This window comes from Methylobacterium sp. D48H (assembly GCF_053345715.1).
This window is the reverse complement of the sequence record NZ_JBKFAP010000031.1, coordinates 1-26,997: the sequence shown is the minus strand read 5'-3', so window position 1 is coordinate 26,997 and position 26,997 is coordinate 1. Positions and strand designations below refer to the sequence as shown.

Sequence of the window (26,997 nt, the reverse complement as noted above, 5' to 3'; positions counted from 1 at the left end):
GCCGAGCCTCACAGCTCGGCGCGGGCATCCTCCAGCAGCTGCGCCAGCCCGCTGTCGACCTCCTCGGCGAGCATCGTCCGCTCGGCGTCGGTGAGGTCCTTGGCCCAGGCGCCGCTGCCGAACCCGTCCGTGCAGCGCGCCCGCTCCGAGGCGATGTAGGCCTCGGTCTCGACCGGCCGGGTCTTCATCGCGTGGACGAAGCCGAACCACGCCGCCCGCTCCACCACCGCGAGCCGCGCCCGCAGCCGGATGTCCACCGCCTTCTCCGGATCGATCCCGTCCGCGCTCATCGTGGTTCTCCCGCGTCCTTCTCGGCGAGCCGATCCAGCAAACCCTGGAGCTGCCCCGGCACCGGCTCGGTCGCCGAACGCGCGTAGAGGACGCGCAGTTGCCGGCCGATCTCCGCGAGGCTCATGGAGCCCTTGGCGATCACCCGGTCGGCCTGCCGGTTCAGGCTCTCCTTCTCGGCCGCCGTGACCTCCTTGGCGGTGAGCACCACCACGGGCACGTCGCCGTCGGGCCGCGACCGCAGCGCCCGCAGGAAGCCGAACCCGTCCATCTCGGGCATCATCAGGTCGAGCAGGATCAGGCTCGGCCGCGCCTGGCTGACCCGTTCCAGGGCGATCCGGCCGTTCTCCGCCTCGTCGACGGTCCAGCCCTCGCGGCCGAGCGACCGGCGCAGGCGCTCCCGGGCATCCGCGTCGTCGTCGACCACGAGGACCCGCGCCTCGTTCGGCGCCGCGGGCCGGTAGCGCTCCATCAGGCCCTTGAGCCGGTCCCAGTCGATCGGCTTGACGAAGTAGTCGGTGGCGCCGAGCGCCTGGCCGAGGCCCTGCTCGGCCACCACCGAGGTCATGATCACCGGCGTCCCGGCGAGGTCGGGGTCGTTGCGGACCGCGTGCAGGACCGCCCAGCCGTCCATGCGCGGCATCTCGACGTCGAGCAGGATCGCCCGCGGCTTCAGGGCCCGGGCGAGCGTCAGGCCGGCGCGGCCGTCGTTGGCGCTGCGGACGTGGAAGCCCTCGCGCTCCAGGAAGCGCTGGAGCAGCTCCCGGGCGGCCGGGTCGTCGTCGACCAGCAGCACCGTCTCGTGCTCCTCGTGGGGCTCCACCGGCGCGTGCGCCTCGGCCTCCGTCGGCGGCGCGTCCTCGGGCCGCAGCGTCGCGGGCAGGCGGATCGTGAAGGTCGCGCCCGCGCCCGGGGTGCTGGCGACGCCGATATCGCCGCCCATCGTCCGGCAGAACGCGCGGGTGATGGCGAGCCCGAGGCCCGTCCCGCCGAACTGCCGGGTGGTCGAATCGTCGGCCTGGACGAAGCGCTCGAACAGGCGGTCGATCTGGGCCTCGGTCAGGCCGATGCCGGTGTCGGCGACCGCGAAGGACAGCCAGTCGGCCCCCGCGTCCCGGTGCCGCCGCACCGTCAGGGTGATCGTCCCCCGCTCGGTGAACTTCGCGGCGTTGCCGATCAGGTTCAGCAGGCACTGGCGGATCTTGGTCTGGTCCTGGTGCATGGACCCGAGGCCGGCCTCGCCCGCCGCGCCGGCGTCGAGGACGAAGCGGTTGCCCTTCTTCTCGACCAGGGAGCCGGTGGAGTCGGTGACGTCCCGGAGCAGGTCGGCCACCGTGAAGGTCTCGGCCGAGGCGGTCATGCGGCCGGCCTCGATCTTCGAGATGTCGAGGACGTCGTTGATCAGCGACAGCAGGTGACGGGCGGCCGCCTCGATCTTGCGCAGGTCCGGCAGGAGGGCGGCCTGGCCGATATCCTCCAGCTCCTCGCCGAGCATCTCGGAGTAGCCGATCACCGCCGAGAGCGGGGTGCGCAGCTCGTGGCTCATGTTGGCGATGAACTGGCTCTTCGCCCGGTTGGCCGCCTCGGCGGCCTGCCGGGCGCGCTCCACCGCCTCCTCGGCCTCCTTGCGCTCGGTGACGTCGACGCAGGTGCCGACCCATTCCCGCAGGGAGCCGTCCTCGGCGAGGACCGGCACGCCGCGCACCTCCATGGCGCGCCAGGCCCCGTCGTGTCGGCGCAGCCTGTACTCGACCTCGTAGGTCGCGCGCGCCTCCACGCAGGCGGCCCAGGCATCGGCCGCGTGACCCCGGTCGTCGGGATGGACGGCGTCCAGCCAGCCCCAGCCCTGGTAGGCCTCCTCGGTCTGGCCGGTATAGGTGCTCCACCGGACCTGCGGCGGCATCAGTTCGCCGGCCGCGTCCGTGTTCCAGATCACCGCCGCCGAGGCGTCCACCAGCGCCCGGAAGCGCTGCTCGGAATGGCGCAGGCGCTCCTCGACCGCGCGGCGGACGGTGATGTCGGTGTTGGTCCCGTACCAGCGCAGGATCCGCCCGGATCCGTCCCGGTGGGGCAGCGCCTTCGACAGGAACCAGCGGTAGCTCCCGTCGCGGCCGCGCAACGGGAACGTGTCTTCCCAGGACCGGCCCAGCGTGATCGCGGCGCGGTAGCGCTCGGTCACCGACGCGACGTGGTCCGGGTGGTGGACCGTGCGCCAGCCCCAGCCCCGCATCTCGTCGAGGGAGGTGCCCGTGTAGTCGTACCAGCGCTGATTGTACCAGACGATGGTGCCGTCGGCCTCGGCGATCCAGGCGAGCTGCGGCAGCGTCTCGGCGAGGTTGCGGTAATCGGCCTCCGTGACGGATCCTGGGCCGCTCTCAGTCTCGCTCATCGACCCGACGCTGTCCCGTCACCCGCCCCGCGGCGGCTCGAACCAGTATTCCTTATACACGCATCGCGTCCGGATCCGACCGCGGGGCCGCGGGAGCCGGCGGCCGGCGAAACCGCAGGGCGTCGATCGTGTAGAGCGCGAGCGCCACCCAGATCAGCGCGAGCATCAGCGCCCGATGCGGTTCGACGCGCTCGCCGTAGACGAGGACGCTCAGGACGAGCAGGCAGGTCGGCGCCACGTACTGCAGGAGGCCCAGGGTCGTGAGCCGCAGGCGCACCGCCGCGGCGGCGAACCAGATCAGCGGCAGCGCGGTGGTCAGCCCCGTGAGCATCAGCAGGGCACGGTCCCCCGGCGCGGCCGGCAGGAACGGCTCGGGCGACAGGACGAGCCAGACGATCGCCGCCGGCAGCAGCAGCAGGGTCTCGGCCAGGAAGCCGACCAGCGCGTCGACGCCGACGATCTTCCGGGCGAGCCCGTAGAGGGCGAAGCTCACCGCCAGCGACAGCGACATCAGGGGCAGTTCCCCGGCCCACACCACCGCGACGGCGACGCCCGTCGCGGCGATGCCGATCGCGACGGCCTGCGCCGGCCGCAGGCGCTCGCCCAGCACCACCCGGCCGAAGGCCACGCTCACCAGGGGATTGATGTAGTAGCCGAGGCTCGCGTCGAGCAGGTGACCCCCGCTGACGGCGTAGAGGTAGAGCAGCCAGTTCACGCCGATCATCGCCGCCGAGAGCACCAGCAGCGCGTGGCGCTTCCGGAGCGGCAGCGGCAGGTTGAGGCGGTGGCGGGCCGCGAGGATCAGCGCCAGCGCGCCGGCGAACACGCTCGACCAGACGATCCGCTCCGACAGGATGTGGTACGGCGTGTAGGCCCCGAGCATCCGGAAATGCACCGGGACCACGAGGCCCCAGCTCAGGTAGGCGGCGAGCGCGTAGACGAGGCCCACGGAGTCCTCCCGGTCGACCCGGATGGGCGGCCGGGTCCGCGGGCTTTAGCCCGGACGGCCCGATCGCGACAGGCCGGGCGGTGCAGGGCTGCCATCCGGACCGGCGGGCCGACCCCGGGGCGGCCCGGCTCGCGGACGGCGCTCCGGCTACGGCGCGATCCAGCCACCGGACCACCCGCCGGCCAGCCGATGCCAGGCGGCCCGGCGGTGTCCGCGGCGGTCGAGATAGAGGAAATCCAGCCGCTCGGCCCGAACCAGAACGGCGGCGAAGTGCGGCCGGCCGAGCGTCGCGGCCGCGGTCTCGTCCGGCAGGCTGTAGGCGTCCCCCGCCGGAAGCGACGTGCCGGGGCCGGGCTCGGCCCCGTAGCAGACCCGGCTCATCGCCCGGGACCCGGTCCAGGCCGCCTCGGCCAGAGCGTCGTCGGTGTGCAGCGCGGCGCGGCCCTCGACGCGGATCTGGATCTTCGCGGCCGCGTCGTAGGCGGCGAGGGCGCAGGCGGAATCGGCCAGGATCTCGGCGGCCTTGTCGGAGCGGCGGTCGCAGTGGAACCGGAGCGTCCCCTCGGCCGGGTCGGCGGCGCGCAGGACCACGGTGCGCAGCCGCGGCCCGCCATCGGCCCCGAGCGTCGCCAGGGTCGGCAGGTGGAAGCCGCCACGGCCATGGGCGGCCCCGTCCGCCAGCAGCCGCCACAGCTCCGCGAAGGTGGCGTCGAGGTCGTCGTAGAAGGCGGGCAGCGGCGTCCGTGTCATGCGGCGCCCCGCTTCCTCCGCCGCTCGCGGAAGATCAGCGCGAGGTTGCGCAGGTAGATGCCGGTGGAGAGGCTCTGGCCGATGATGATCACCGGCTCGCGGCGCACGAACCCGTAGACCAGCGTCATCATCCCGCCGAGGATCGACAGGAACCAGAACGACAGCGGCATCACGCTCCGCCCGGCCCGCTCGCTGGCGATCCATTGCAGGATGAAGCGCGATCCGAACACCACCTGGGCGACGATTCCGAACACCAGCCAGAAGTCGAGCCGGGTGACGAACACGTCGTAGAAATAGGCCGGCAGATCGTGGGCGAGCTGGATCAGCATCCGACGTCCTGGTCCGCGGGTTGGCCGGTCGGCGGCTCCGCCGGCGCGCCGGCGGGGCCGGCGATCTCCTCGGGTCGCGGGTCCGCGCGCTTGCGCCGGATCAGCCACCAGACGCCGGCGAGATCCAGAAGCCCCACCCAGAGGCGGTCGAACAGGCCGTAATTGGACACGCCCGTCAGCCGCGGCCGGTCGACCACGTCGCGGTGGACGACGGAGAAGCCCTCGCGGGCGACCAGGGCCGGCATGAACCGGTGCAGGGCGTCGAAATACGGCAGCCTGAGATACACGGCGCGGCGGAAGACCTTCAGGCCGCAGCCGGTGTCGCGGGTGGAATCGTTGAGGATCCGGCCGCGCACGCCGTTGGCGATCCGGGACTGGAGCATCTTGAAGCGGCCGTCCTTGCGGCCGCGCCGCTGGCCCTGGGCGAGGCCGGCCCCCGGTCCCGCCGCCTCAAGGGCCCCGAGCAGCGCGGGGATGAAGGCCGGATCGTTCTGGCCGTCGCCGTCGAGGGTCGCGACGATCCCGCCGCGGGCCGCCAGGACGCCGCTGCGCACCGCCGCCGACTGGCCGCCGCTCCGCGCGTGGCGCAGCACCCGCAGCCAGGGGCGCCCCGCCCGGGCCGCCGCCAGGGCCGCCGGCGTGCCGTCGGTGGAGCCGTCATCCACGTAGATCAGCTCGAAGGCGAGGCCCGCGCAGGCGGCCTCGATCTCGGCCACCAGGGGCGCGATGTTGCCGGCCTCGTTCTTGACCGGAACGACGACGCTGAGATGGGGGGATCCGCTCACGGCGCCACCGCGTAGGCCGTCACGAAGACCCGGCGGCCGGTGTTGAGGTTGAAGCCCTCGACCTCCGCCAGGGGCGCGGGCGCGCCGCGTCCCACCGGCCAGGCCGCGTTGAAATCGTCGCGGTCCCGGGACTCCACGAAGAGCAGGCGGCAGCCGCCGCCCTCGAGGAAGGACCGGGCGGCGGCCCCGTCGGGCGGCAGGGCGAGGCCGGTGCCGACGAGGAAGACGAGGCTCGGCTCGCGGTAGCCGAGGCTCGCCACGAGCGGGTTCGGGCAGGGCATCCGCTCGCGCAGGGCCGCGAGCCGCGGCGAGACCTTCAGGGCCGGCAGCGAGCGCTGCGCCACGCCGAGCACCGCGGGCCCGAGCAGGGCGGAGGCCAGCACGCCGAGGACGAGCGCGCGCTCGGCCGACCCGTGCGCGAAGGCGAGCCAGGCCAGGAATGCGACCGCGCAGGCCGCGGCGAGCAGCGGGAGGGCCGGCCACGGGATCGTGTGGGCGTCGAGGCGCCAGCCGGCGAGGCAGAGGCCGAGGGTCAGGGCGACCGGGATCGCCGGCAGCAGCAGGGCCGTCAGGCGGGCGCCCCGCAGGCGCGGGTCCAGCGCCCCCCGGTTCAGCGCCAGCACGGTCAGGATCGCGAGCCAGGGCATCAGCGGCAGCACGTAGTGGGGCAGCTTGGTCGGCACCGCCTCGAAGATCAGCCAGGCCGGCAGCACCGCGGCGATCAGGAAGATCACGGCGGGCTCCCGCCGCGCCCGCCACGCGAAGGGCAGGCTCATGGCGGCGAAGGCCGCCCCGGGCCAGAAGGTCGCGAAGAACACGAGCGCGTAGGCTCCGGGCGGTCCCCAGTGCCGCTCGGCCACCCCGCCGACCTTGCCGAGCATGTCGTGCCCGACCGCCTCGGCGTAGAAGGCGCCGCCGCTCTTCCAGGCGATCGCCGCGAACCAGGGCGCCACCAGCAGGAGCGTCAGGGCGAGGCCCGGCCACGGCCGCAGGGGCAGCAGCCAGCGGCCGGACCGCGCGACGAGCGACAGGCCGAGCGCCGGCAGCGCGACGAAGAGCGGCACCATCGGCCCCTTCACCAGGATCCCGACCGCCATGCCGAGCCAGAACGCCGCGAAGGTCGGCCGCGAGACCGGCCTGCCGTCCCGCGGCGCCAGCCACGCGCGGGCGAGCGCGGCGAGGCTCGCGGTGGCGCAGGCGGCGAGCAGCGCGTCCGTCTTGGCGAGGTGGGCCTCGGCCGAGAGCATCAGGCAGGCGCCGTAGAGGGCGGCGGCGAGCAGCGCCGATCGTCGGGGCAGGAAGGCGAGCGCCCCCCAGTAGGCGAGCAGGACCGAGGCGACGGCGCCGATCAGCGACGGGATGCGGTACAGGGCGATCTGGGTGCGGGCGCCGGGCACGCCCAGCGCCTCGCCGGCCGCCACGGCGGCGGCCTGCGCCCAGTAGATCCCCACCGGCTTCTTGTGCCGCGCCTCGCCCTGGAAGCGGATATCCACGAGGTCGCCGCTCTCCAGCATCTGCTTCGAGGCCTGGGCGAAGCGGGGCTCGTCCCGGTCCATCGGCTGCAGCGAGATCTGGCCCGGCAGGAACAGGAGCAGGCACAGCGCCAGCAGGGCGGCGGCGGCCCTGGCATGGGTGAGGCTCAGCGCGTCGAGCCCGCGGCCGATCCGGTCGACGGGGGCAAGGCGCGGCGCGCCGCCGGCGGAGAGGCTCGTGGTCATGCCGGGCCGGTCAATCAGGAACGCGGCGCGAGGTCAAATACGGCGGTGCCGTCGCCGGTCGCGACGGCGCGCGCGCACATCACGATGCGCGGATGTGGCGCCGCTCCCGCCGCGCGTCCCGGCCCGAGGTTCGCCGGTCCCCGCCTGTCGGGGACGGGACCGCCCTACGACGCCGCCCGGAGGCGCGCGAAGCCGGCGTCGAGGTCGGCCTTGAGATCGGCGGTGTCCTCGAGGCCGATGTGGAAGCGGAGCGCCGGTCCGCCGGGGGCCCACCGGGTCGCGGTCCGGTAGCCGGCGCAGTCGAAGGGGATCACGAGGCTCTCGAAGCCGCCCCAGGAGAAGCCCATCCCGAAGAGCTGCAGCCCGTCGAGCATGGCCGCCACCGCCGCCTCGGGCACCGGCTTGAGGATCACTCCGAACAGACCCGAGGCGCCCGCGAAGTCGCGCTTCCAGATCGCGTGGCCCGGATCCTCCGGCAGGCCGGGATGGAGCACCCGCAGCACCTCGGGCCGCGCCTGGAACCACTGGGCCATCTCCAGCCCGGCGCGGCCGTGCTCGCGCAGCCGCAGATTCATCGTGCGCAGGCCGCGCAGCGCCAGGAAGATGTCCTCGGCGCCGGCGCACATGGCGAAATGGTCGAAGGTGCGGCGCACGGCCGGGTAGTACCGGGCATTCGCGGAGGTCAGGCCGATCAGCAGGTCCGAGCCGCCGCTCAGGTACTTGGTGCCGGCCTCGACCGCGATGTCGACGCCGCGCGCGTGCGGCGGGAACAGCAGCGGCGTCGCCCAGGTGTTGTCCATGATCACGCAGGCATCGTGGGCGTGCGCCACCTCGGCGATGGCCGGGATGTCCTGCATCTCGAAGCTCTGAGATCCGGGCGCCTCGACCAGCACGGCCCGGGTGTTCGGGCGCATCAGCGCCGCGATGCCGGCCCCGATGACCGGGTCGTAGTAGGTCACGTCGACGCCGTAGCGCGCCAGCACGCCGTCGCAGAACTGGCGGGTCGGCCGGTAGGCGGAATCGGTGACGAGCAGGTGGTCGCCCGCCGACACCGCGGCCATCAGCGCGACGGTGAGCGCCGCGAGGCCCGAGGGCGTCACGACGGTGCCGGCGGCGCCGGCGAGTTCCGTCCAGGCCCCCGTCAGCGCGTCCATGGTGGGCGTCGCCGAGGTGCCGTAATTGTAGCGCCCGCGCCGGTTCTTGATCGCGTCGTAGGTCGGGTAGAGGACCGTGGAGCCGCGGTAGATCGGCGTGTTCACGAAGCCGTGCTGCTCGCCCGGGTCGCGGCCCGCGTGGACGAGGCGCGTCGCGGGCGCGAAGGTCTGCGTGGCGTCGGGCGAGGGCTTCAGGGACATCGAGGCTCGGAGATCGCGTTGCGGTGCACCGCACGAAGCGCGCCGCGCCCGGCGAGGTCAAGCCGGACGCGCGGGCTCGCAGTGCCGGGCCGCCGCGTTTTCCGCCGTCACGGCTTCTCGGGCGGATCCGAGACCACGGCCTCCTCGTAGGCCTCCATCCACGCGGCGCGCTCCTGGGAGCCCTCCGGATAGGGGCATTCGCTCACGGGCTTCCCGTAGAGGCGCGCGTTGCGGCCCTGGATGAACGGGCTGTCGCTCGCGGTGGCCTGGACGTTGGTCAATATCGCCTCCCGAAGACTTGGAGTGGGGCTTCGTTAACGGCCGCGCCGTAAATCTGTTGCCGTCTCAAGTCGCGTCCCGGGTGGTCGCTTGCGTATCCTGCGTTCCCTCCTCGGCGCCGTCCTCGTCCTCGTCTCGACGGCGACCGTCGCCCTCGTCAGCGCCGACCGGCTCGCCCATCTGGCGCCGGCGCCGGTGGTCCGTGCCGCCCAGGCCGAGCCGTCGGCGACGGGGTCGATCCCGCTTCCGGCGAAGGCCGCACCGGCGCCGAAGCCGGCCGTGCCCAGCATCCCCAACGGGTTCGACACGGAGCGGCTGCACGCGCTGATGCGCGGCGACCCGATCCTGCCGGGCCGCTGAGAGCGGGCCGGAGCGCGCTCATCCCGTTTCGGACCTCATCGCGAGGCGCGTCGGGCGCCTCGGGATGAGGGATCTTGGCCGGATCGGCCTGGGATCGCCCTACCGCGCCGTCCGGAAGACCTGCAGGTCGAGGTCGCGGACCTTCTTGCGCAGGGTGTTGCGGTTGACGCCGAGCAGCTCCGCGGCCCGGATCTGGTTGCCGCGGGTGGCGGCGAGCGCCGCGCCGATCAGCGGGCCTTCGATCTCCCGCAGGATCCGGTGATACAGCCCGGGGGGCGGCAGCGTGTCGCGATAGCCGGAGAAGTAGTCCGAGAGGTGGCGCTCCACCGCGCTGGACAGGGTCTCCGACTCGCCGTTGGCCTTGCGGGCGGCGCCGTTGGCGGCCGGCGCCGCGGGTGTCGCCAGCGGCAGCGTGTCGAGCTCGGCCTCGATCACCGGGCCGGTGATCGTCTCCTGCGGGTAGAGGGCGGCGAGCCGCCGGACGAGGTTCTCGAGCTCGCGGACGTTGCCGGGCCAGCGGTAGCGCTTCAGCCGCTCCATGGCGTCGCCGTCGAGGGTCTTCCGGGTCAGGCCCTCGCGCTCGACCAGCACGAAGAAGTGGCGGACGAGGTCCGGCACGTCCTCGGAGCGCTCGCGCAGGGCCGGAAGCCGCAGCGGCACGACGTTGAGGCGGAAGAACAGGTCCTCGCGGAAGATGCCCTGCTGGATCGAGACCCGCAGGTCCTTGTTGGTGGCCGCGATGATCCGGACGTTGGTGCGGATCGGGACCCGCCCGCCCACCGTCGTGTACTCGCCCTGCTGGAGCACGCGCAGCAGCCGGGTCTGCGCCTCCATGGGCATGTCGCCGATCTCGTCGAGGAACAGCGTGCCGCCCTCGGCCTGCTCGAACCGGCCGGCGGAGCGCTGGAGCGCCCCCGTGAACGCGCCCTTCTCGTGGCCGAACAGCTCGGACTCGATCAGGTCGCGCGGGATCGCCGCCATGTTGACCGGCACGAACGGGCCGGTGCGGCGGCGGCCGTAATCGTGCAGCGCGCGGGCGACCAGCTCCTTGCCGGTGCCCGACTCGCCGGTGATCATCACGGTGAGGTCGGTCGGCATCAGCCGGGCGAGCGCCCGGTAGATCTCCTGCATGGCCGGCGAGCGGCCGACCAGCGGGATGTCCTCGTTCTCGGGGGGCGCCCCGGCCGGCGCCGCGCCGCGGGGGCGCGAGAGCGCCCGGCCCACGATGGCGATCAGCTCCTTCAGGTCGAAGGGCTTCGGCAGGTACTCGTAGGCGCCCCGCTCCGAGGCGCGGATCGCCGTCATGAAGGTGTTCTGCGCGCTCATCACGATGATCGGCAGCTCCGGCCGCACCCGCTTGATGCGCGGCAGCAGGTCGAACACGTTCTCGTCGGGCATGACCACGTCGGTGATGACGAGGTCGCCCTCCCCCTGCGCGACCCAGCGCCAGAGGGTGGCGCAGTTGCCCGTCGAGCGGACCTCGTAGCCCGCCCGGGACAGCGCTTGGTTCAGCACGGTGCGGATGGCGGCGTCGTCGTCGGCGACGATGATGTGGCCGTTCGGCATGACTCTCTACTCAGACCTCCGACGGGGGGCCGGATTCGGGGATCGACATCACGGATCGACCGCCGATTCGCGCCCGTCCCGGGCACTCGACATCGGCAGAAGGATGCGGAACGCCGTGCGGCGCGGGGCGGGATCGCACTCGACGATCCCGCCGTGATCGCCGACGATCTTGGCCACCAAAGCAAGACCCAGGCCGGAGCCCTGCGCCTTGGTGGTGACGAACGGGTCGAACAGGTCGGGCAGCAGGTCGGCCGAGATGCCCGGGCCGTTGTCGCGCACCGCCACCTCGATCGGCAGGCTGACCCGCTCGCGGGAGCCCGGAACCTGCAGGCGCAGGCCGGTGCGGAAGGCGGTCGACAGGGTGATCTCGCCCTCGACCGCGTCCGGGCCGATCGCCTCGGCGGCGTTCTTCACGAGGTTCAGGATCACCTGGATCAGCTGGTCGCGGTTGCCGAGCACCGGCGGCAGCGATGGGTCGTAGGTCTCGATGAACCGGATGTGCCGCGCGAAGCCCGACTGCGCCGAGCGCTTCACCTGGTCGAGCACCCCGTGGACGTTGACGGCGCCGCGATCCGAGGGGCGCTCGTCGCCGAACAGCTCCATGCGCTCGACGATGCGGACGATCCGGTCCGACTCGTCGCAGATCAGGCGGGTGAGCAGCCGGTCCTCCTCGGCGCCGGTGCTCTCGAGGAGCTGCGCCGCGCCGCGGATGCCGGCGAGCGGGTTCTTGATCTCGTGGGCCAGCATCGCGCCGAGCGCCACCATCGAGCGCGCCGCGCCGCGATGGGTGAGCTGGCGGTTCATCTTGTCGGCGATGGTGCGCTCCTGGAGCATCATCACCACGGCCTCGCCGTCGTCGCCGAGCGGCGTCGCGAACACGTCGACGCTGCGCTCCAGGCCGAGGCGCGGCTGGGTCAGTTCGACCCGGTACTCGCTGACGCTCGCGCGGCGCCGTCGGACCTCGGCCACGAGCGCGATGATCGGCGAGGCGAACGGGATGATGTCGCGCAGCCGCCGGCGCTGCATCAGCCGCGCCGAGTAGTCGAAGAACGCCTCCGCGGCGTGGTTGCAGTGGAGGATCTGCTCGTCGGCGCCGATGGTCAGGACCGGCAGCGGCAGCGCGTTCAGGACGGCCTCGGCGGCCGTGTCGCGCCGGGTGCCGGGTTCGCGCGGGAGGGGCTCGTCGCTCACGCGGCCTCCTGCACGGGGTTCGTCGCGCCCGCGAAGGCCTGGGCCAGCAGGTTGAGCGCGATCTCCGGGTCGGTGGTGGTGAGGAGGGTCGCGCGTTCCGCGGAACCCAGCGCGCCGCCGGTCTCGGCGTAGGCGGCGAGGTGCTTGCGGGCGTGGCGCACGCCCATGTCGCGGCCGTACAGCGACAGCAGCCCCGCGTAGTGTTCCGCGGCCAGGGCGGCCTGCGCGGCCCGGGACGGCTCCGCGGCCGGCCGGCCCGCGAGCGCCGCGGCGACTTGGCCGACCAGCCAGGGGCGGCCGGTCGCCGCACGGCCGATCATGACGCCCGCGGCGCCGGAGGCGTCCAGGCAGGCGCGGGCGCTGGCGAGGTCGGTCACGTCGCCGTTGGCGATCACCGGGATCGACACCGCCGCGACGACGGCCCGGATCGCCGACCAGTCGGCGCTGCCCTTGTAGAATTGCTGCCGGGTGCGCCCGTGGACCGTCACGGCGTTCAGGCCCAGCCGCTCGGCCCGGGCGGCGAGATCCGCGGCGTTGCGGCTCGCGTCGTCCCAGCCGAGGCGCATCTTCACCGTCACCGGGACCGACACCGCGCACCGGACCGCGGCGAGCAGGCGCTCGGCGTGGTCGAGGTCGCGCATCAGGGCCGAGCCCGAGGCGATCCCCGTCACGATCTTGGCCGGGCAGCCCATGTTCACGTCGATCACGTCGGCGCCCCCGGCCTCCGCGATCCGGGCGGCCTCCGCCATCGGGCCCGCCTCGCAGCCCGCGAGCTGGACCACGTGCAGGTCGACCCCGGAGCCCTCGGCGCGCATCGCGGCCTCGCCGGACCCGCGCGCGAGTTCCCGGGCCGCCACCATCTCGGAGACGACCGCGTCGGCGCCGCAGCGGCGGGCGATGCGGCGCATGTGCAGGTCGGTGACGCCCGAGAGCGGCGCGAGCAGGCAGAGCGGGGCGGGATCGGTCCCGTTTGCCCCCTCCGCGGTCGCTCCCGCACGGCGCAGCGCGCTCAAATATTGGTCAGTCGTCATTCTGCACAACAATGAGGCAAAGCCGGTCCGCTGGCAAGCGGGACCGCGCGTTGATTTCGGGCCCTCCCCCGCTTAAACGACGGGCACCCTCCGCGGCAGGGTCACGGCGGCACGCCTGGCCCGCGCGCTGGCCGCCATTCCGCCCCTCAGGACGTCACGAGCTCGTTGCCCATGCCCGCCACCGGCACGCCAGCCACCGGACCCGCCAGCGCGGGAGCCGGCGTCGCCGCGGTGGTGGTGGCGGCCGGACGCGGCATCCGCATCGGCGGCGGCACCCCCAAGCAGTACCGCCGCGTCGGCGGCCAGGCGGTCCTCACCCGCACCCTGGCTGCGCTCGCGGCGGACGACGCGATCGCGCGGATCCAGCCTGTGATCGCCGCCGACGCGGCGGAGTTCTTCCGCGACTGCCTGGAGGAGCTCGCGCCCGCGATCCGCGCCAAGATCACGCCGCCGGTCGAGGGCGGCGCGACCCGCCAGCTCTCCGTGCGCGCCGGTCTCGAGGCCCTGGCCGCCGGCGACGCGCCCGAGATCGTGCTCGTCCACGATGCCGCTCGCCCCTACGTGGATTCCGCTTTGATCGCCCGGGCGATCGCGGCCGGCCGCGACCACGGGGCGGCCGTTCCCGGCGTGCCGGTCACCGACACGGTCAAGCGCGTCGTCGACATCGCGCCCGGCATCGGCCGGGTGCACGAGACCCCGCCGCGGGAGCACCTGCGCGCGGTCCAGACACCCCAGGCCTTCGTGTTCGGCCCCCTGCTCGGCGCCCACCGGGACGCCGCCGCGCAGGGCCTCGACGGTTTCACCGACGACGGCGCCCTCGCCGAATGGGCCGGCCTGCCGGTGGTGGTGTTCGCGGGCGACGTCGCCAACCGCAAGATCACCCAGCCCGCCGACCTGATCGAGGCGGACCGCGCCTTCGCGACCGAGACCACCGCATTGCCAGCGCCGGGAGCCCGCGCCATGACCACCTACGTGACCCGCCTCGGCACCGGCTTCGACGTGCACGCCTTCACCACCGGCGACCATGTCTGGCTGGGCGGAGTGAAGATCCCCGCCGACCGCGGCGTGCTCGCCCATTCGGACGGTGACGTCGCGCTGCACGCCCTGACCGACGCCCTGCTCGGGGCCATCGCGGACGGCGATATCGGCACCCACTTCCCGCCCTCCGACGAGCGCTGGCGCGGGGCTTCCTCGGACCAGTTCCTGGCCCATGCCTGCGACCTCGTCCGTGCCCGCGGCGGCCGCATCGACCACCTCGACATCACCGTGCTCGCCGAGGCTCCCCGCATCGGCAAGCACCGCGAGGAGATCCGCGCGCGCATCGCCGCCATCGCGGGCGTCCCGCTCTCGGCGGTCTCCATCAAGGCGACGACCACCGAGAAGCTCGGCTTCGTCGGCCGGGCGGAGGGGCTCGCCGCCCAGGCGGCCGCGACTGTCCGGCTGCCCGAGGAGGACGGCCCCGCCCTCGACGCGCAGGCCGAGACGACGATGCGGCAGGGCTGAGCGGCCAGGGCTGGGCGGCCAGGGCTGGGCGGCCAGGACCGGGCGCGTCGCGCTCGGTGTTAGGCCACCCGCACCAGCAGCGCGATCGCCGCGACGCCCAGGACTGCCATCGTCAGCAGGATGCCGCCGCCCCGGCAGGCGAACTGGCGCGGCGAGTTCGGGGGCGCGAACATCCCGATCGGGTGCAGGATCCGGGCGACCAGCAGGGCGACAAGCAGCGCCCGGACGAGCCCGTGGCTGCCGCCGCTCGCCTCCAGCAGGCCGATGACGATCAGGGCCAGCGGCACGTATTCCGCGAAATTGGCGTGCGAGCGCACGCGCCTGAGGACCGTGTCGTCGCCGCCGTCGCCGAGCAGCACGTTCCCGGAGACGCGGGCCCCGATCACCCATCCCGAGAGGCCCAGGTACACGAGGGCGAGCAGCCCGGCGTAGAAGGCCGTGGTCGCGGGGAAGATCATGGAAGGGCTGTCTCCAGTCGGCGGCCGCCGGTCCTTGAGCCGGGCTCGGCCATGGGTCACAACAGGAGATAGGGCGGCGGCGCCCGAGGGGAGCCCGTTCGCGATGGTCGACGACGCAGAGCTTCTCGCCCGGGCCGAGGCGCTGGTGACCGCCTACGCGGCGGACGGGCGCACCGTCGCCACCGCCGAATCCTGCACGGGCGGCCTCGTGGCCGGGCTGCTCACCGCGGTGCCGGGCTCGTCGGCCGTCCTGGAGCGCGGCTTCGTCACCTACTCGAACGACGCGAAGGCCGAGGCGATCGGTGTGCCCATCGACCTGATCCGCCGGCACGGCGCGGTCAGCGAGCCCGTGGCGCGGGCGATGGCCGCCGGGGCGCTGGCCGCGTCGCGGGCCTCCGTCGCGGTGGCGATCACCGGCATCGCCGGCCCGGGGGGCGGGAGCGCCGAGAAGCCAGTGGGGCTGGTGCATTTCGGCCTCAGTCGGCGAGATGGCGACACGCGCCACCTGGAGCGGCGCTACGGCGATCTCGGGCGCGCGGGCATCCGCCGCGCCGCCGTGGCCGACGCGCTCGGTCTGTTGGAGGACGCCCTCGGCGACTGATCGCGGCACGGGAAGGACGGCCCTCGGGTACGGTGACGACCCGCCTCTGCCTCGTCGGCGGGGGCCCCGCCCGGACGATGGCCGGCCTGCTCTTCGTCCGCGCGAGCCTCGACGTCACCGTTCTGGAGCAGCACGCGGACTTCCTGCGCGACTTCCGCGGCGAGACCATCCACCCCTCCGGCCGATGGACGAGCCGGGCTTCACCGAGCGCTTCCGCGCCCTCCCCCATTCAGTCCCGCGTGATCGCCGCGTCGCTGGCGGCCGACGTGCCGTTCCGGGCGCCGCTCGCCCTGCGCCTCCTCGACGCCCTGCCGCGGCTTCAGGTCCTGCCGGCGCGGAGGATCGGGATGTATGTGCGGCCCGAGCACGTGCGCGTGTCGCTGCGGGCCTGACGCCATCCCTGCGCACCGTCTTTGTGAGCGCAGCGAAGCGATCCAGGGCAACGCCACATTCGGAGGCGTCCCATTTCCCCGGGTCGCTTCACGGCGCGCGCGAGGACGGCGGCTAAGCCCGCGCCCCGTACATCCGGTTCGCCCGCCCCTCGAAGGCGTCGGTGAACTTGCGGAAGGCGCGGTCGAACATCGTGCCCATGAGGAGCCCCAGGGTGCGGCTCTTGAACTCGTAGGTGATGAAGAAGTCGACGTTGCAGCCGCCGTCGGGGCCGTCCTTGAACAGCCAGCGGTTCTCCAGGTGCCGGAACGGGCCGTCGATGTACTCGGCGACGATCTTGAGACTCGCCGGATCGAGGGTGACCCGGGTGGTGAAGCGCTCGCGGATCGCCTTGTAGCCGACGCCCATCTCGGCGATCAGCACCTGCCCGCCCTCGGGCATGTCCTGCCGACGGATCACCCGCAGGGATTCGCAGAGCGGCAGGAACTCGGGGTAGCGCTCCACGTCGGCGACGAGGTCGTACATCTGCTGCGGCGTGTGCTTCACCGCGCGGGTGACCCGGAAGGACGGCATGGTCTTCGGATATCCTCAGGCCGAGAGCGCGGGCGACAGTTTGGCCAGACGCGCCGCCTGCAAACGCGCGAAATCCTCGCCGGCATGGTGCGACGAGCGCGTGAGCGGCGTGGCCGAGACCAGCAGGAAACCCTTGGCGTAGGCGGTGGTCTCGTAGGCCTTGAACTCGTCGGGGGGGACGAAGCGCACGACCTCGTGGTGCTTCTTCGACGGCTGCAGGTACTGGCCGATGGTGAGGAAGTCGACTTCGGCCGAGCGCAGGTCGTCCATGAGCTGGAGCACCTCGTTCCGCTCCTCGCCGAGCCCGACCATGATGCCGGACTTGGTGAAGATCGTCGGGTCGAGCTCCTTCACCCGCTGCAGCAGGCGCACCGAGTGGAAGTAGCGGGCACCCGGCCGCACCGTGAGGTACTTGGCCGGCACCGTCTCCAGGTTGTGATTGAACACGTCGGGCTTGGCGGCGACCACGACCTCCAGCGCCCCGTCCTTGCGCAGGAAGTCGGGCGTCAGGATCTCGACGGTCGTGCCGGGGCTCGCGAGCCGGATGGCCGCGATGGTCCGGGCGAAATGCTCGGCGCCGCCGTCCTTCAGGTCGTCCCGGTCCACCGAGGTGATGACCACGTGGTGCAGGCCGAGCTTGGCCACCGAATCGGCGATCTTGTCCGGCTCGCCCAGGTCGAGGGCGTCGGGCAGGCCGGTGCGCACGTTGCAGAAGGCGCAGGCCCGCGTGCAGGTGTCGCCCATGATCATGAAGGTGGCGTGCCGCTTCTCCCAGCACTCGCCGATATTCGGGCAGCCCGCCTCCTCGCAGACCGTGACCAGACCGTGCTCGCGCACGATCTTCTGCGTCTCGGACCAGGCCCTGGAGCCGGGCGCCTTCACGCGGATCCAGTCCGGCTTCTTGGCCTGGACGGGCTGGTCGGGCCGGTGCGCCTTCTCGGGGTGGCGCAGGCGGACCGGCCGCGGATCGTTCTTCAGGGTGTCGAGGACGACGGCCATGGGTCGGGGGCACACCGCGGGGAGGCGCCCCAGGGGCGCGGTCGGGATCGCCCTGACTTAAGGCCCAAGGCCGCGCGCCGCAAACCGCCGCGACGCCGGGCCGCCCCGCGGTGGTTGAGGGTGCGGCCGTTCCGTCAGATCCCCAGCGCCCGGACGAAGAGCCCGGCCAGCACCGCCCCGACCAGGGGCGCGGCCACCGGGATCAGCGCGTAGCCCCAGTCGGAGCTGCCCTTGCCGGCGATCGGCAGCACCGCGTGGGCGACGCGCGGCCCGAGGTCGCGGGCCGGATTGATGGCGTAGCCGGTGGTGCCGCCGAGCGACAGGCCGATGCCCCAGACCAGCATGCCGACCATGTAGGGCGCGACGGCCCGCGGGATCGCGCCGGCCGAGCCCAGTGTGGTGGTCACGAGGGCGGAGATCGTCAGGATCAGGAAGAAGGTCGCGATGATCTCGGAGATCCAGTTGGCCTTCGCGTCGCGGATCGCCGGGCCGGTGCAGAAGCAGGCGAGCTTGAGGCCGGGATCCTGGGTCGCGCCCCAGTGCGGCAGGTAGTGGAGCCAGACGAGCACGGCGCCCACGAAGGCACCGAGCATCTGGGCCGGGATGTAGACGGGGATCTTGCTGAAATCGCCGGAACTGACCGCGCCCGCCACGGTGACGGCCGGGTTGATATGGGCGTCGGCGCTCCCGGTGGCGTTGGCCACGAAGACGCCCGCGAGGACCGCGAAGGCCCAGCCCGCCGTGATAGCGATCCAGCCGGCATTCTCGCCCTTGGAATGCTTGAGCAGGGCGCCGGCCACGACGCCGTCGCCGAGCACGATCAGGGTCATGGTGCCCAGGAATTCGCCCAGGAAGGGTGATGTCATCGTCTCGTCTCCCCCGTTCGCTGCTTTTTGTGAAAGTTCAAAGCTTTGGCGAGCGCGTGAACGCCGGTGGCGGTCACCGAATGGTTACGCAGATCGTGGCCGGCGCCCTCTCCTGCGGTACCGGAGCGCCTCGGAGGCCTCTTCGAAGGCCTCCGGGGATCCCGCGGCGATCTGGAGCCCTTCTTCGAGGCCGCCGCGCAGCGGCTCCGGATGCGGGCGCGAGTGGGACTGCGCGGGGCGTGTGCGCCCCGAGCCCGTCTCAATCCTCGTCGGTCTTCCAGTCGAAGGAGCGCTGCACAGCCCGGCTCCAGGCGGCGGCGATCTTCTCGCGCTGGCCGGCATCCATCTTCGGCGTCCAGCGCTTGTCGACGCCCCAGTTGCGCTTGAGGTCGTCGAGGCCCTTCCAGTAGCCGACCGCGAGACCCGCCGCGTAGGCTGCGCCGAGCGCCGTGGTCTCGGCCACCTTCGGGCGCACCACCGGCACGTCGAGCAGGTCGGACTGGAACTGCATCAGGGTGTTGTTGGCGACCATGCCGCCGTCGGCCCGCAACTCCTTGACGGGGATGCCGGAATCCTTGGCCATGGCCTGCAGCACCTCGCGGGTCTGGAAGGCGGTCGCCTCCAGCACCGAGCGGGCGATGTGGCCGCGGTTGACGTAGCGGGTCAGGCCGATGATCAGGCCGCGGGCGCCCTCGTTCCAGTGCGGCGCGTAGAGGCCCGAGAAGGCCGGCACGAAGTAGACGCCGCCGTTGTCCTCGACCGTCGTGGCGAGCGTCTCGACCTCGGCGGAATCCTTGATCATGTGCAGGTTGTCGCGCAGCCACTGCACCAGGGCGCCAGTGATGGCGATCGAGCCTTCAAGCGCGTAGGCCGGCTTCTGGCCGTCGAGGCGGTAGGCCAGCGTGGTGACGAGGCCGGCCTTCGACGGGACCGGCTCCTCGCCGGTGTTCATCAGCGCGAAGCAGCCGGTGCCGTAGGTGTTCTTGGCCTCGCCCGGCGCGAAGCAGGTCTGGCCGAACAGGGCCGCCTGCTGGTCGCCCAGGATGCCGGCGATCGGCACGCCCGCGAACGGAGCCCTGGTCTCGCCGTAGACCTCGCTCGACGAGACGATCTTCGGCAGCATCGCCCGCGGGATGCCGAAGGTCGACAGCATGCCCTCGTCCCAGTCGAGGGTCTTCAGCGACATGAGCTGCGTGCGGCTGGCGTTGGTCACGTCGGTGACGTGGAGGCCGCCCTCGGTGCCGCCGGTCAGGTTCCAGACGAGCCACGTGTCGATGTTGCCGAACAGCACGTCCCCGGCCTCGGCCTTCTGCCGGGCGCCCTCGACGTGGTCGAGCAGCCAGCGCAGCTTGAGGCCGGAGAAGTAGCTCGCTAGCGGCAGGCCGGTGAGATCGCGGAACCGGTCGCGGCCGCCGTCGCGGGCGAACTCGCCCACCAGCCGGTCGTTGCGGGTGTCCTGCCAGACCAGGGCGTTGTGCAGGGGCTTGCCGGTCGTCCGGTCCCAGATCAGCGTGGTCTCGCGCTGGTTGGTGATGCCGACTGCCGCGAGGTCGGAGGGCTGGAGCCCGCCCTTCTCCAGGGCCTCGCGCATCACGCTCTGGGTCTTCGTCCAGATCTCCGTGGCGTCGTGCTCGACGTGGCCGGGAGCCGGGTAGATCTGCGCGTGCTCGGCCTGGGCGAGCGCGATCACGCTGCCCTCCCGGTCGAACACGATGAAGCGGCTGCTGGTTGTGCCCTGGTCGATGGCCCCGACGTAACGGCTCATCGTTCCCTCCCCTAGATGGCCCGACCGGTCTGTCGCCGGATCGGGTTCGAAAGCGTCAGGCGGCCTCGGCCCTGCGGTCGAGGTAGGCGGCGAGGCGCGCGGCGCTCTCCGCGCCGGTGCGCAGACCGAGCTTGGAGCGCCGCCACAGGATGTCGTCGGCGGTGACCGCCCACTCCTCGGTGCGCAGGTAGTCGACCTCGGCCGCCGTGAGGCCGCCGTCGAAGGCCTCGCCGAGATCCGCCATGGACTGCGCCGTCCCGACGATGTCCCGGGCCCGGGTGCCGTAGGCGCGGGCGAGGCGGCGGGCGGTCTCCTCCGGCAGGAACGGCGTCTCGGCCCGCAGCTTGGCGAGGAACTGGTCGAAATCGGCGTCCTTCATGGCGCCGCCCGGCAGGACCGCGTCGCCGGTCCAGGACTTCCCGAGGTGCGGGAAGTAGGGCTTCAGCTTCTCGAGCGCGTGCTCGGCGAGCCGCCGGTAGGTCGTGATCTTGCCGCCGAAGACCGACAGCACCGCAGCCGCCCCGCCCTGGTCCTCCACGTCGAGGACGTAGTCGCGGGTCACGGCCGACGCGTTCTCGGCCGCGTCGTCGTAGAGCGGGCGCACGCCCGAGTAGCTCCAGACCACGTCGGCCGGGGTGATCGTCGTGTCGAAGGAGCGGTTGATGCAGCCGCAGAGGTAGTCGGTCTCGCTCTCGGAGATCGAGACCGGGCCGGGCTCGCCCTCGTAGGGGACGTCGGTGGTGCCGATCAGCGTGAAGTCGCGCTCGTAGGGGATCGCGAAGATGATGCGCTTGTCCGGCTGCTGCAGGATGTAGGCCTGATCGCCCGCGAACAGGCGCTTGACCACGATGTGGCTGCCCTTGATCAGCCGCACCGCCGCGCGGCTGTTGATGCCGAGCGTGCCGCCGAGCGTCTCGCTGACCCACGGGCCGGCGGCGTTGACGACGGCCTTCGCGTGGACCGTCCGCTCGGTGCCGCCGCGCTCGTCGCGCAGCGTCGCGACCCAGCCGTCACCCTCGCGCCGGGCCGAGACGACACCGGTGCGGGTCATCACCGTGGCGCCGCGCTCTCGGGCGTCCATGGCGTTGAGCACCACGAGGCGGCTGTCCTCGACCCAGCAGTCGGAATAGACGAAGCCGCGCTTCAGGCGCCGCTGCAGCGGCGCCCCGTAGGCGGAGCTGCGCAGGTCGACCCCGTGCGAGCCCGGGAGCGTGCGCAGCCGCGCGAGGTGATCGTAGAGGAACAGGCCGAGCCGCAGCATCCAGGCCGGGCGCAGGCCCTCGTCGTGGGGCAGGACGAAGCGCAGGGGCCAGATCACGTGCGGGGCGAGCCGCAGCAGCCGCTCGCGCTCGGCGAGCGCCTCACGCACGAGGCGGAACTCGTAGTATTCGAGGTAGCGCAGGCCGCCGTGGATCAGCTTCGTCGACGACGAGGAGGTGAAGCCGGCCAGGTCACCGCGCTCGGCCAGCAGGACCGACAGACCCCGGCCGGCCGCGTCCCGGGCGATGCCCGTGCCGTTGATGCCGCCGCCGATGATCAGGAGATCGTAGGCGTCGGACGGCTCGCGCTGTCGCGGTGCAGCCGCCATGGTTCCTCCTGGGCCGCCTTGGTGGCGGTTCGGCACTATATTGACGCGGCGGTCGGCTTTCGCAAGCGAAAAATCGATGTTCGTTACGGTTCGTCCGCGCTGTCGGCGACCGCCAGGTTGACCCCCAGGCGCTCCATGAGCGCGACGATCTCGGCCGGTGGCGCCCGGTCGGTGAAGAAGGTGTCGACCTGCTCCAGGCGCCCGACCTGGACCATGGGCCGCCGCGTGAACTTGGTGTGGTCGGCCACCAGGAAGGTTTTCCGGGCATGGGCCAGGATGGTCTGGGTCGCCCGCACCTCCTCGTAATCGTAGTCGAGGAGCGCCCCGTCGCCGTCGATGCCGCTGATGCCGATCACCGCCACGTCGACCCGGAACTGGCTGAGCGTGTCGCAGGTGAGCTGACCCAGCACCGCGCCGTCGCGGTTCCGCACGGTGCCGCCCGCCACGACGATGCGGAACTCGGTCGTCTCGGCGAGCGAGATCGCCACGTTGAGGTTGTTGGTGATGATGCTGAGATCGTCGTGTCGGGTCAGCTCGCGGGCGACGGCCTCCGGTGTCGTGCCGATGTTGATGAAGACCGAGCAGTGCGACGGGATGCGGCTCGCCGCGAGGCGGCCGATCCGGCTCTTCTCCGGCAGCAGGGTCACCCGCCGGTCCGCGTAATCGATGTTCTCGACGCTGGAGGGCAGGCCGCCGCCGCCGCGGTAGCGCTCCAGCCGCCCCTCGGCGCTCAGCTCGTTGAGGTCGCGCCGGATCGTCTGGACGGTGACGCCGAACTGCGCCGCCAGGGCCTCGATCGTCACGAAGCCGCGCTGGCGGACCGAGGCGACGATCGCGCTGCGCCGCCCCTCGACACCGGTCGCCTCGATCCTGTCGTCGGATCTCCGGTCGAGCGGTCGTGACATCGATACTCCCTCGCCTTCGTGAGGCCGTCGCACCGCTGTACTGATTGCCGGGCGATGTTCGTTTGCGAACATGTTCGGGCGTCGCGGCTTTCGCGCAACTCTGGACCGCGCCGCGCCGGCCGGCAACCGTCGGACGGCACGCGTCGTCCGGACTGCACTATGCTTCAGGCCCGCGCGACCGGCACTTCGCCTGCGACCGGGCATAAAAAAGGCCTGCCGCGGGTGCGACAGGCCGAGCCACCCGGACGACGCCTGCGGCGCGCCCCGGTGTTCGCCACTCACATGTGGTGGCGCATCCGGCGATGATGCTTCATCCGCTTGTGCTTCATGCGCTTGCGCATCGTCGGACGCGCGGCCGGAGCAGCTCCCTGCTCCATCGCGGCCGCCTCGCCGGCGCGCTCCAGGCCGCCGCGCGGGCCGCCGGCCTGAGCGCCCGAGGCGTTGTAGGGCGAGTTGCCCTGGGCGTAGGCGGAGCCCGCGAGGAGCGTCAGCGACGCGGCGGCCAACAGAAGTTTCCTCATCGTCAATCCCTGGCGTAGACCGGCGCAGGCAAAGCGCCGCGCCTCGTCAGGCGCGTTGCCGCTGCGTCGGAAAATAAGCGGCTCAGGCGAGACTTGGTTCCGCGTCATCGCGCCCGTGCGGCGCACAATTGCCGGCAGCGTTAACTCGGCCTATGTCGCGACCCGTCCCGGCCCGGCCGCGACCGAGCAACAGGGGAGCGGGTGGCGGTGGCCAGCAGCGGTTCGGCCTATCTCCTGCTGGATGTCGCAGGCACGGCCTGCGCCCTGCCCCGCGGCGCGGTCGCCGAGATCCTGCCGCTGCCGGATCTGCACGCGCCGCCCGCCTCCGGCAGCTGGCTCATCGGATTCCTCAATCTCGGCGGCACGCCGGTCCCGGTCGTCGACCTCGCGGCGCTGCTCGGCCTGCGCCCGGCCGGCGCGACGCCCGGTCTCTACGCCCATCTCGCGCTGATGCAGGGCGAGGCCGTCGCGTACCTCGTCGATCGCGTGGCGGACCTCGCGACCGTCCCGGATTCCGCGATCCGGCCGGCCGAGGCGGCCGACACGCTCAACGGCTGCGTCGCGGCCGAGCTCGTCCTCGGCGAGCGCCTCGTCCACGCGCTGGCGCCGGAGCGCCTCCTGACCGTGCAGGAGCGGGCCCGCGTCGACGCCCTGGCGCGGGCCGCCGCCGAACGTCTCGCCGCGCTGCCGCACGCCGTCTGACCGCGCGATGGCCCGTCCGGGGAATCCCCGTCCCGACCTGGCTGCCGATCCCGCCTACGCGCCGCTCAAGGCGCGGATCATCGCGCGCACCGGCCACCACTACTACACCGACAAGGACGAGTTGCTGATCGAGCGGCTGCACCGCCGGTTCCGCGCCGCCGCCGTGGCCGACTGCGCCGCCTACGCGGCCCTCCTGTCGAGCGGCGCGGACGGCGAGGCGGAATGGGCCCGGCTGGAGGCCGAGATCACCGTCGGCGAGACGTTCTTCTTCCGCTACGCCGAGCAGTTCAGCGCGCTGCGCGCGACGATCCTGCCGGCGCTGATCGCGGCACGGGCGTCCGAGCGCGTCCTCCGGATCTGGAGCGCGGGCTGCTCCACCGGGGCCGAGGCCTATTCCCTAGCGATCCTGGTGCACGAGCTGCTCGGCGACGCCCTGCCCGAGTGGCGGGTGGCGATCCTCGGCACCGACATCAGCGTCGAGGCGCTCGCCACGGCCCGCGCCGCCGAGTACGGCCGCTGGGCGCTCCGGACCATGCCGCCGGAGGACCGGCTCCGCTACTTCACCCGGCTGCCGCCCGCGCCGGGCATCCGGCGCGAGGGCGGCTACGCCCTCCGGCCCGAATACCGCGGTCCGGTCCGGTTCGAGCGCGGCAACCTGCTGAGCCTCGTCGAGCCGGGGCCGCCGCAGGGCGAGCCCTTCGACCTGATCCTCTGCCGGAACGTGCTGATCTACTTCGATGCCCGGACGGTCGCCGCGGTGGTGCGCGGGCTGGGCCGCAGGCTGCGGCCGGAGGGCTGGCTGCTCCTCGGCCACGCCGAGCCGAGTCCCGCCTTCGCGAGCTTCCTCGACGCCGTCAGCCTGCCCGGGACCGTGGCCTACCGACCGCGCGCCGAGGCGCCGCCGGTCGCGCCACCGGTCGACCTGTCCGGTGCGCCCGCGCCGGAGCCCGTCCCTCCGGTGCGACAGGCGACGCAGCCGCCCCCGGCGGATCCTGGCCCGGGCCAGTCCGGGGCCGCAGAGGCCGACGCCGCGGCCGTTCCCGCCCCGGACCCGGTCACCGCACCCGGCACCGGTCCGGCTCCCGCAGCGCCGGAGACCCGGGAGGACCGGCCTGAAGATGAGGACGCCGTCGACCTCGACCGGATCCGCGCGCTGGCCGATTCCGGCGAGACCGGAGCGGCCTGGCGGGCGCTGCGGGGCGCCCTCGACCGCGATCCGACCGACACCGCCCTGCGCTTCTACGAGGGTCTCCTGGCCCGCACCCTGGGACGCGACGCCGAGGCCGAGCGGGCGCTGCGGGCCGCGCTCTACCTCGACCGCGGTTTCGTGATGGCCCACTACCACCTCGGCCTGCTGCTGATTGCGCTGCGACGGCCGCACGAGGCGCTCCGCGCCCTCGACAACGCCGTCGCCTTGAGTCAAGCCCTCGGGCCGGACACGGCGCTGCCCGAGGGCGACGGCGCCTCCGCGGGCGAGATCGCGGCCAGCGCGGCCGCGGCCCGCGCCGCGCTCGGCGGCGCCGGCAGCAGGAGGTCCTGATGGGCGCAGGCCCGAGTGCACAGGGCGGCCGTCCGCGGCCGGAGCGGGACCTGCGCGCCGAGCGCGCCGCCGCCCTCGCCCGGCGCGGTGCCGCGGCGGCCGCGACCGATTCGGGCGTCGATCACCTCGTCTGCGCCTGCGGCGGCGAGCGCTACGGCGTGCCGCTGGCGGCCGTCGCCCAGGTCCTGCCGTCGCGCCCCGCCACGCCGATGCCCGGGGCGGTGCCGGCGCTGGACGGTCTGGTCGCCCTGTCCGGGCGGATCGTCGGCGTGCTCAGCCTCGCCCGGGCCCTCGGCCGGCCGGATCCCGCGTCCGACGCCGACGCGGCCGCGGGCCACATGATCGTGCTGCGCGGCGTCCACCCCCAGCCCCTCGCCCTTGCTGTGGACCGGGTCCTGGGCATCGCCCGTGCCCCTGGCGCGGTCGCCGCGGTCGCCGCGGCCGGCGCCGAGGTGACCGATCCCGACCGCTTGGGCAACGAGGCCGCCTCGGTCTATGCCCCGGCCTCCGGGGCGGCGGGCGACGGCCGTCCCGACTTCGTCGTCATCGACCTCCCCCGCCTCCTGCGCCGCGCGCTGCCCTGACCGGGCCGCCTGCCCCAACCGGAGCCATCCCCGCCCGTGTCGCTCTCGATCGGAAAACGCATCCTCCTCGGCTTCTTCGCCATCACGGTGGTGGTGGTGGCGCTCGGCCTCTACGCCCTGGAGCAGATCGGCGCGGTGCGCGACACGACCGACGCGATCGTCCGGCGGGACATGACGATCCTGCGCCAGCTCGACGATCTCGGGAACGACGCGCGCGACCTCGGTCTCCTGCGCCGCACGGCCGTGATCACGATGCTGATGCAGGCCCAGGGGCGCGCGACCCAGGCCGGCGACACCCTGGCGGCCTGGCGCCAGACCGCGGCCCAGGTCGAGAACCGGCTCGCCACGACGATCCAGCTCGCCACCCAGTACCGGACGCAGGTCGTGTCCGCCGAGCGCGTCGCGGCCTGGGACCGCATCGCCGCGGCGGCGACCGCGGTCCAGGGCTCGTTCCGCGAGGTCAGGGCGCAGGGCGAGGCGCAGTTCGCCGCCATCGCCCAGCAGGACGTCGCGGCGGTCGAGGCCCGCAACGCGGAGATCGCGCGGCTGCAGGCACCCTTCCTCGAGGGGATCAAGAACCTCCGCTCGCAGCTCGACGGCGGCATGGCGCTGGGCCAGCGCGCCGCGCAGGAGGTCTACGAGCGCTCGCGCCTCTCGATCTACCTGACCCTGGCCGCCGCGGTGCTGCTGGCGGTCCTGATCACGTGGCTGATCAGCCGCGCGGTGGTGCGGCCGCTCGAGACGGTCATGGCCTTCGTCGGCCGCGTCGGCGAGGGTGACCTGTCCGGCCAGCTGGCGGCCGGCGGGCGCGACGAGATCGGCCGTCTGAGCACGACGCTGAACACGATGGTCTCGGGTCTGTCGGACTTGGCGCGGACGAACCGGGCGGCGACGGCGGACCTGAACGCGGCCGCGGCCGAGATCCGCGCCTCGGCGCAGGAGCAGGCCGCCTCGGTCGAGCAGCAGTTCGCCGCCGTGCAGGAGACCGCCGCCACGGTGGACGAGATCACCC

The 26,997-nt window shown here is 73.1% G+C and carries 28 protein-coding genes; 8 read left to right on the top strand and 20 right to left on the bottom strand.

Features of this window, described 5'->3' with window-relative positions; translation table 11 throughout:
• Nucleotides 1-8 precede the first annotated feature (8 nt).
• The 9 genes from ACLBX8_RS28260 to ACLBX8_RS28220 all read right to left on the bottom strand — a co-directional run bounded on the left by ACLBX8_RS28260 (nucleotide 9) and on the right by ACLBX8_RS28220 (nucleotide 8,844).
• Entirely contained in the window at nucleotides 9-290 is a 282-nt protein-coding gene (locus ACLBX8_RS28260) for a hypothetical protein (RefSeq protein WP_447716183.1), read from the bottom strand.
• Nucleotides 287-2,677: a response regulator gene (locus tag ACLBX8_RS28255; protein WP_447716182.1), complete on the bottom strand. Its 2,391-nt coding sequence runs from the start codon at nucleotides 2,675-2,677 to the stop codon at nucleotides 287-289. Before ACLBX8_RS28255 ends, ACLBX8_RS28260 begins: the two co-directional genes overlap by 4 nt.
• Before the next feature lie 52 nt (nucleotides 2,678-2,729).
• The gene (gene rarD / locus ACLBX8_RS28250) at nucleotides 2,730-3,626 is read right to left on the bottom strand and encodes an EamA family transporter RarD (RefSeq protein ID WP_020095402.1); all 897 of its coding nucleotides are present in this window, start codon (nucleotides 3,624-3,626) and stop codon (nucleotides 2,730-2,732) included.
• A 147-nt stretch (nucleotides 3,627-3,773) separates the two neighbouring features.
• Nucleotides 3,774-4,376, bottom strand: a complete 603-nt coding sequence (locus ACLBX8_RS28245) for a pyridoxamine 5'-phosphate oxidase family protein (RefSeq protein WP_447716181.1) — start codon at nucleotides 4,374-4,376, stop codon at nucleotides 3,774-3,776.
• Complete coding sequence (locus ACLBX8_RS28240) at nucleotides 4,373-4,705, bottom strand: lipid-A-disaccharide synthase N-terminal domain-containing protein (protein ID WP_020095404.1); 333 nt, start codon at nucleotides 4,703-4,705, stop codon at nucleotides 4,373-4,375. Before ACLBX8_RS28240 ends, ACLBX8_RS28245 begins: the two co-directional genes overlap by 4 nt.
• Nucleotides 4,699-5,490 carry a glycosyltransferase gene (locus tag ACLBX8_RS28235; RefSeq protein ID WP_447716180.1) on the bottom strand — a complete coding sequence of 264 codons (792 nt, stop codon included), beginning with the start codon at nucleotides 5,488-5,490 and terminating at the stop codon, nucleotides 4,699-4,701. Before ACLBX8_RS28235 ends, ACLBX8_RS28240 begins: the two co-directional genes overlap by 7 nt.
• Nucleotides 5,487-7,208, bottom strand: coding sequence for a glycosyltransferase family 39 protein (locus tag ACLBX8_RS28230; RefSeq protein ID WP_042674883.1), 1,722 nt, complete (start codon nucleotides 7,206-7,208; stop codon nucleotides 5,487-5,489). The genes ACLBX8_RS28235 and ACLBX8_RS28230 overlap by 4 nt, the downstream gene beginning before the upstream one ends.
• Before the next feature lie 164 nt (nucleotides 7,209-7,372).
• Nucleotides 7,373-8,563, bottom strand: coding sequence for a cystathionine beta-lyase (gene metC / locus ACLBX8_RS28225; protein ID WP_091977351.1), 1,191 nt, complete (start codon nucleotides 8,561-8,563; stop codon nucleotides 7,373-7,375).
• A 107-nt stretch (nucleotides 8,564-8,670) separates the two neighbouring features.
• The gene (locus tag ACLBX8_RS28220) at nucleotides 8,671-8,844 is read right to left on the bottom strand and encodes a ribosome modulation factor (RefSeq protein ID WP_012319140.1); all 174 of its coding nucleotides are present in this window, start codon (nucleotides 8,842-8,844) and stop codon (nucleotides 8,671-8,673) included.
• 88 nt (nucleotides 8,845-8,932) lie between these two features.
• Here ACLBX8_RS28220 and ACLBX8_RS28215 point away from each other — a divergent pair, with 88 nt between their 5' ends.
• On the top strand, nucleotides 8,933-9,202 hold the full coding sequence (locus ACLBX8_RS28215; RefSeq protein ID WP_056532366.1) for a hypothetical protein: 270 nt from the start codon (nucleotides 8,933-8,935) through the stop codon (nucleotides 9,200-9,202).
• 99 nt (nucleotides 9,203-9,301) lie between these two features.
• Here ACLBX8_RS28215 and ntrC read toward each other — a convergent pair whose 3' ends face one another.
• The 3 genes from ntrC to dusB are packed head-to-tail and all read right to left on the bottom strand — an operon-like array spanning nucleotide 9,302 to nucleotide 12,990.
• The gene (gene ntrC / locus ACLBX8_RS28210) at nucleotides 9,302-10,768 is read right to left on the bottom strand and encodes a nitrogen regulation protein NR(I) (protein ID WP_012319142.1); all 1,467 of its coding nucleotides are present in this window, start codon (nucleotides 10,766-10,768) and stop codon (nucleotides 9,302-9,304) included.
• Between the two features lie 48 nt (nucleotides 10,769-10,816).
• The gene (locus ACLBX8_RS28205; RefSeq protein ID WP_020095410.1) at nucleotides 10,817-11,959 is read right to left on the bottom strand and encodes a two-component system sensor histidine kinase NtrB; all 1,143 of its coding nucleotides are present in this window, start codon (nucleotides 11,957-11,959) and stop codon (nucleotides 10,817-10,819) included.
• Nucleotides 11,956-12,990, bottom strand: a complete 1,035-nt coding sequence (dusB, locus tag ACLBX8_RS28200; RefSeq protein WP_447699197.1) for a tRNA dihydrouridine synthase DusB — start codon at nucleotides 12,988-12,990, stop codon at nucleotides 11,956-11,958. The genes ACLBX8_RS28205 and dusB overlap by 4 nt, the downstream gene beginning before the upstream one ends.
• Nucleotides 12,991-13,161: 171 nt before the next feature.
• Between dusB and ACLBX8_RS28195 the strand changes: the two genes are divergently transcribed.
• Entirely contained in the window at nucleotides 13,162-14,493 is a 1,332-nt protein-coding gene (locus ACLBX8_RS28195; RefSeq protein WP_447699198.1) for a bifunctional 2-C-methyl-D-erythritol 4-phosphate cytidylyltransferase/2-C-methyl-D-erythritol 2,4-cyclodiphosphate synthase, read from the top strand.
• Between the two features lie 59 nt (nucleotides 14,494-14,552).
• On the opposite strand, the gene ACLBX8_RS28190 is transcribed toward ACLBX8_RS28195, so the two are convergent.
• The gene (locus tag ACLBX8_RS28190; protein WP_020095413.1) at nucleotides 14,553-14,951 is read right to left on the bottom strand and encodes an MAPEG family protein; all 399 of its coding nucleotides are present in this window, start codon (nucleotides 14,949-14,951) and stop codon (nucleotides 14,553-14,555) included.
• 103 nt (nucleotides 14,952-15,054) lie between these two features.
• On the opposite strand from ACLBX8_RS28190, the gene ACLBX8_RS28185 reads away from it, so the two are divergent.
• The gene (locus ACLBX8_RS28185; RefSeq protein WP_447681042.1) at nucleotides 15,055-15,552 is read left to right on the top strand and encodes a CinA family protein; all 498 of its coding nucleotides are present in this window, start codon (nucleotides 15,055-15,057) and stop codon (nucleotides 15,550-15,552) included.
• 32 nt (nucleotides 15,553-15,584) lie between these two features.
• Nucleotides 15,585-15,944: an FAD-dependent monooxygenase gene (locus ACLBX8_RS28180; protein ID WP_447716179.1), complete on the top strand. Its 360-nt coding sequence runs from the start codon at nucleotides 15,585-15,587 to the stop codon at nucleotides 15,942-15,944.
• A 112-nt stretch (nucleotides 15,945-16,056) separates the two neighbouring features.
• On the opposite strand, the gene ACLBX8_RS28175 is transcribed toward ACLBX8_RS28180, so the two are convergent.
• From ACLBX8_RS28175 to ACLBX8_RS28145, 7 genes are all read right to left on the bottom strand, one after another.
• Nucleotides 16,057-16,515, bottom strand: a complete 459-nt coding sequence (locus ACLBX8_RS28175; RefSeq protein WP_020095415.1) for a type II toxin-antitoxin system RatA family toxin — start codon at nucleotides 16,513-16,515, stop codon at nucleotides 16,057-16,059.
• A 15-nt stretch (nucleotides 16,516-16,530) separates the two neighbouring features.
• Nucleotides 16,531-17,514 (bottom strand): lipoyl synthase, encoded by a 984-nt coding sequence (lipA, locus tag ACLBX8_RS28170; protein WP_447699199.1) that lies wholly within the window; start codon nucleotides 17,512-17,514, stop codon nucleotides 16,531-16,533.
• Nucleotides 17,515-17,648: 134 nt separating this feature from the next.
• Entirely contained in the window at nucleotides 17,649-18,380 is a 732-nt protein-coding gene (locus ACLBX8_RS28165) for an MIP/aquaporin family protein (RefSeq protein ID WP_020095417.1), read from the bottom strand.
• A 259-nt stretch (nucleotides 18,381-18,639) separates the two neighbouring features.
• Nucleotides 18,640-20,145 (bottom strand): glycerol kinase GlpK, encoded by a 1,506-nt coding sequence (glpK, locus tag ACLBX8_RS28160; protein ID WP_100252358.1) that lies wholly within the window; start codon nucleotides 20,143-20,145, stop codon nucleotides 18,640-18,642.
• A 55-nt stretch (nucleotides 20,146-20,200) separates the two neighbouring features.
• Nucleotides 20,201-21,733 carry a glycerol-3-phosphate dehydrogenase gene (gene glpD, locus ACLBX8_RS28155; protein ID WP_447699201.1) on the bottom strand — a complete coding sequence of 511 codons (1,533 nt, stop codon included), beginning with the start codon at nucleotides 21,731-21,733 and terminating at the stop codon, nucleotides 20,201-20,203.
• Between the two features lie 83 nt (nucleotides 21,734-21,816).
• Nucleotides 21,817-22,638: a DeoR/GlpR family DNA-binding transcription regulator gene (locus ACLBX8_RS28150; RefSeq protein ID WP_020095420.1), complete on the bottom strand. Its 822-nt coding sequence runs from the start codon at nucleotides 22,636-22,638 to the stop codon at nucleotides 21,817-21,819.
• Nucleotides 22,639-22,916: 278 nt separating this feature from the next.
• Nucleotides 22,917-23,159: a hypothetical protein gene (locus ACLBX8_RS28145; protein WP_043343441.1), complete on the bottom strand. Its 243-nt coding sequence runs from the start codon at nucleotides 23,157-23,159 to the stop codon at nucleotides 22,917-22,919.
• A 207-nt stretch (nucleotides 23,160-23,366) separates the two neighbouring features.
• Here ACLBX8_RS28145 and ACLBX8_RS28140 point away from each other — a divergent pair, with 207 nt between their 5' ends.
• The 4 genes from ACLBX8_RS28140 to ACLBX8_RS28125 all read left to right on the top strand — a co-directional run.
• Complete coding sequence (locus ACLBX8_RS28140) at nucleotides 23,367-23,861, top strand: chemotaxis protein CheW (RefSeq protein WP_447716178.1); 495 nt, start codon at nucleotides 23,367-23,369, stop codon at nucleotides 23,859-23,861.
• Between the two features lie 7 nt (nucleotides 23,862-23,868).
• Nucleotides 23,869-25,401: a CheR family methyltransferase gene (locus ACLBX8_RS28135; RefSeq protein ID WP_447716177.1), complete on the top strand. Its 1,533-nt coding sequence runs from the start codon at nucleotides 23,869-23,871 to the stop codon at nucleotides 25,399-25,401.
• Nucleotides 25,401-25,985: a chemotaxis protein CheW gene (locus ACLBX8_RS28130; protein ID WP_447716176.1), complete on the top strand. Its 585-nt coding sequence runs from the start codon at nucleotides 25,401-25,403 to the stop codon at nucleotides 25,983-25,985. The genes ACLBX8_RS28135 and ACLBX8_RS28130 overlap by 1 nt, the downstream gene beginning before the upstream one ends.
• Before the next feature lie 36 nt (nucleotides 25,986-26,021).
• On the top strand, nucleotides 26,022-26,997 hold a 976-nt coding region (locus ACLBX8_RS28125; RefSeq protein WP_447716175.1), incomplete at its 3' end, for a HAMP domain-containing protein.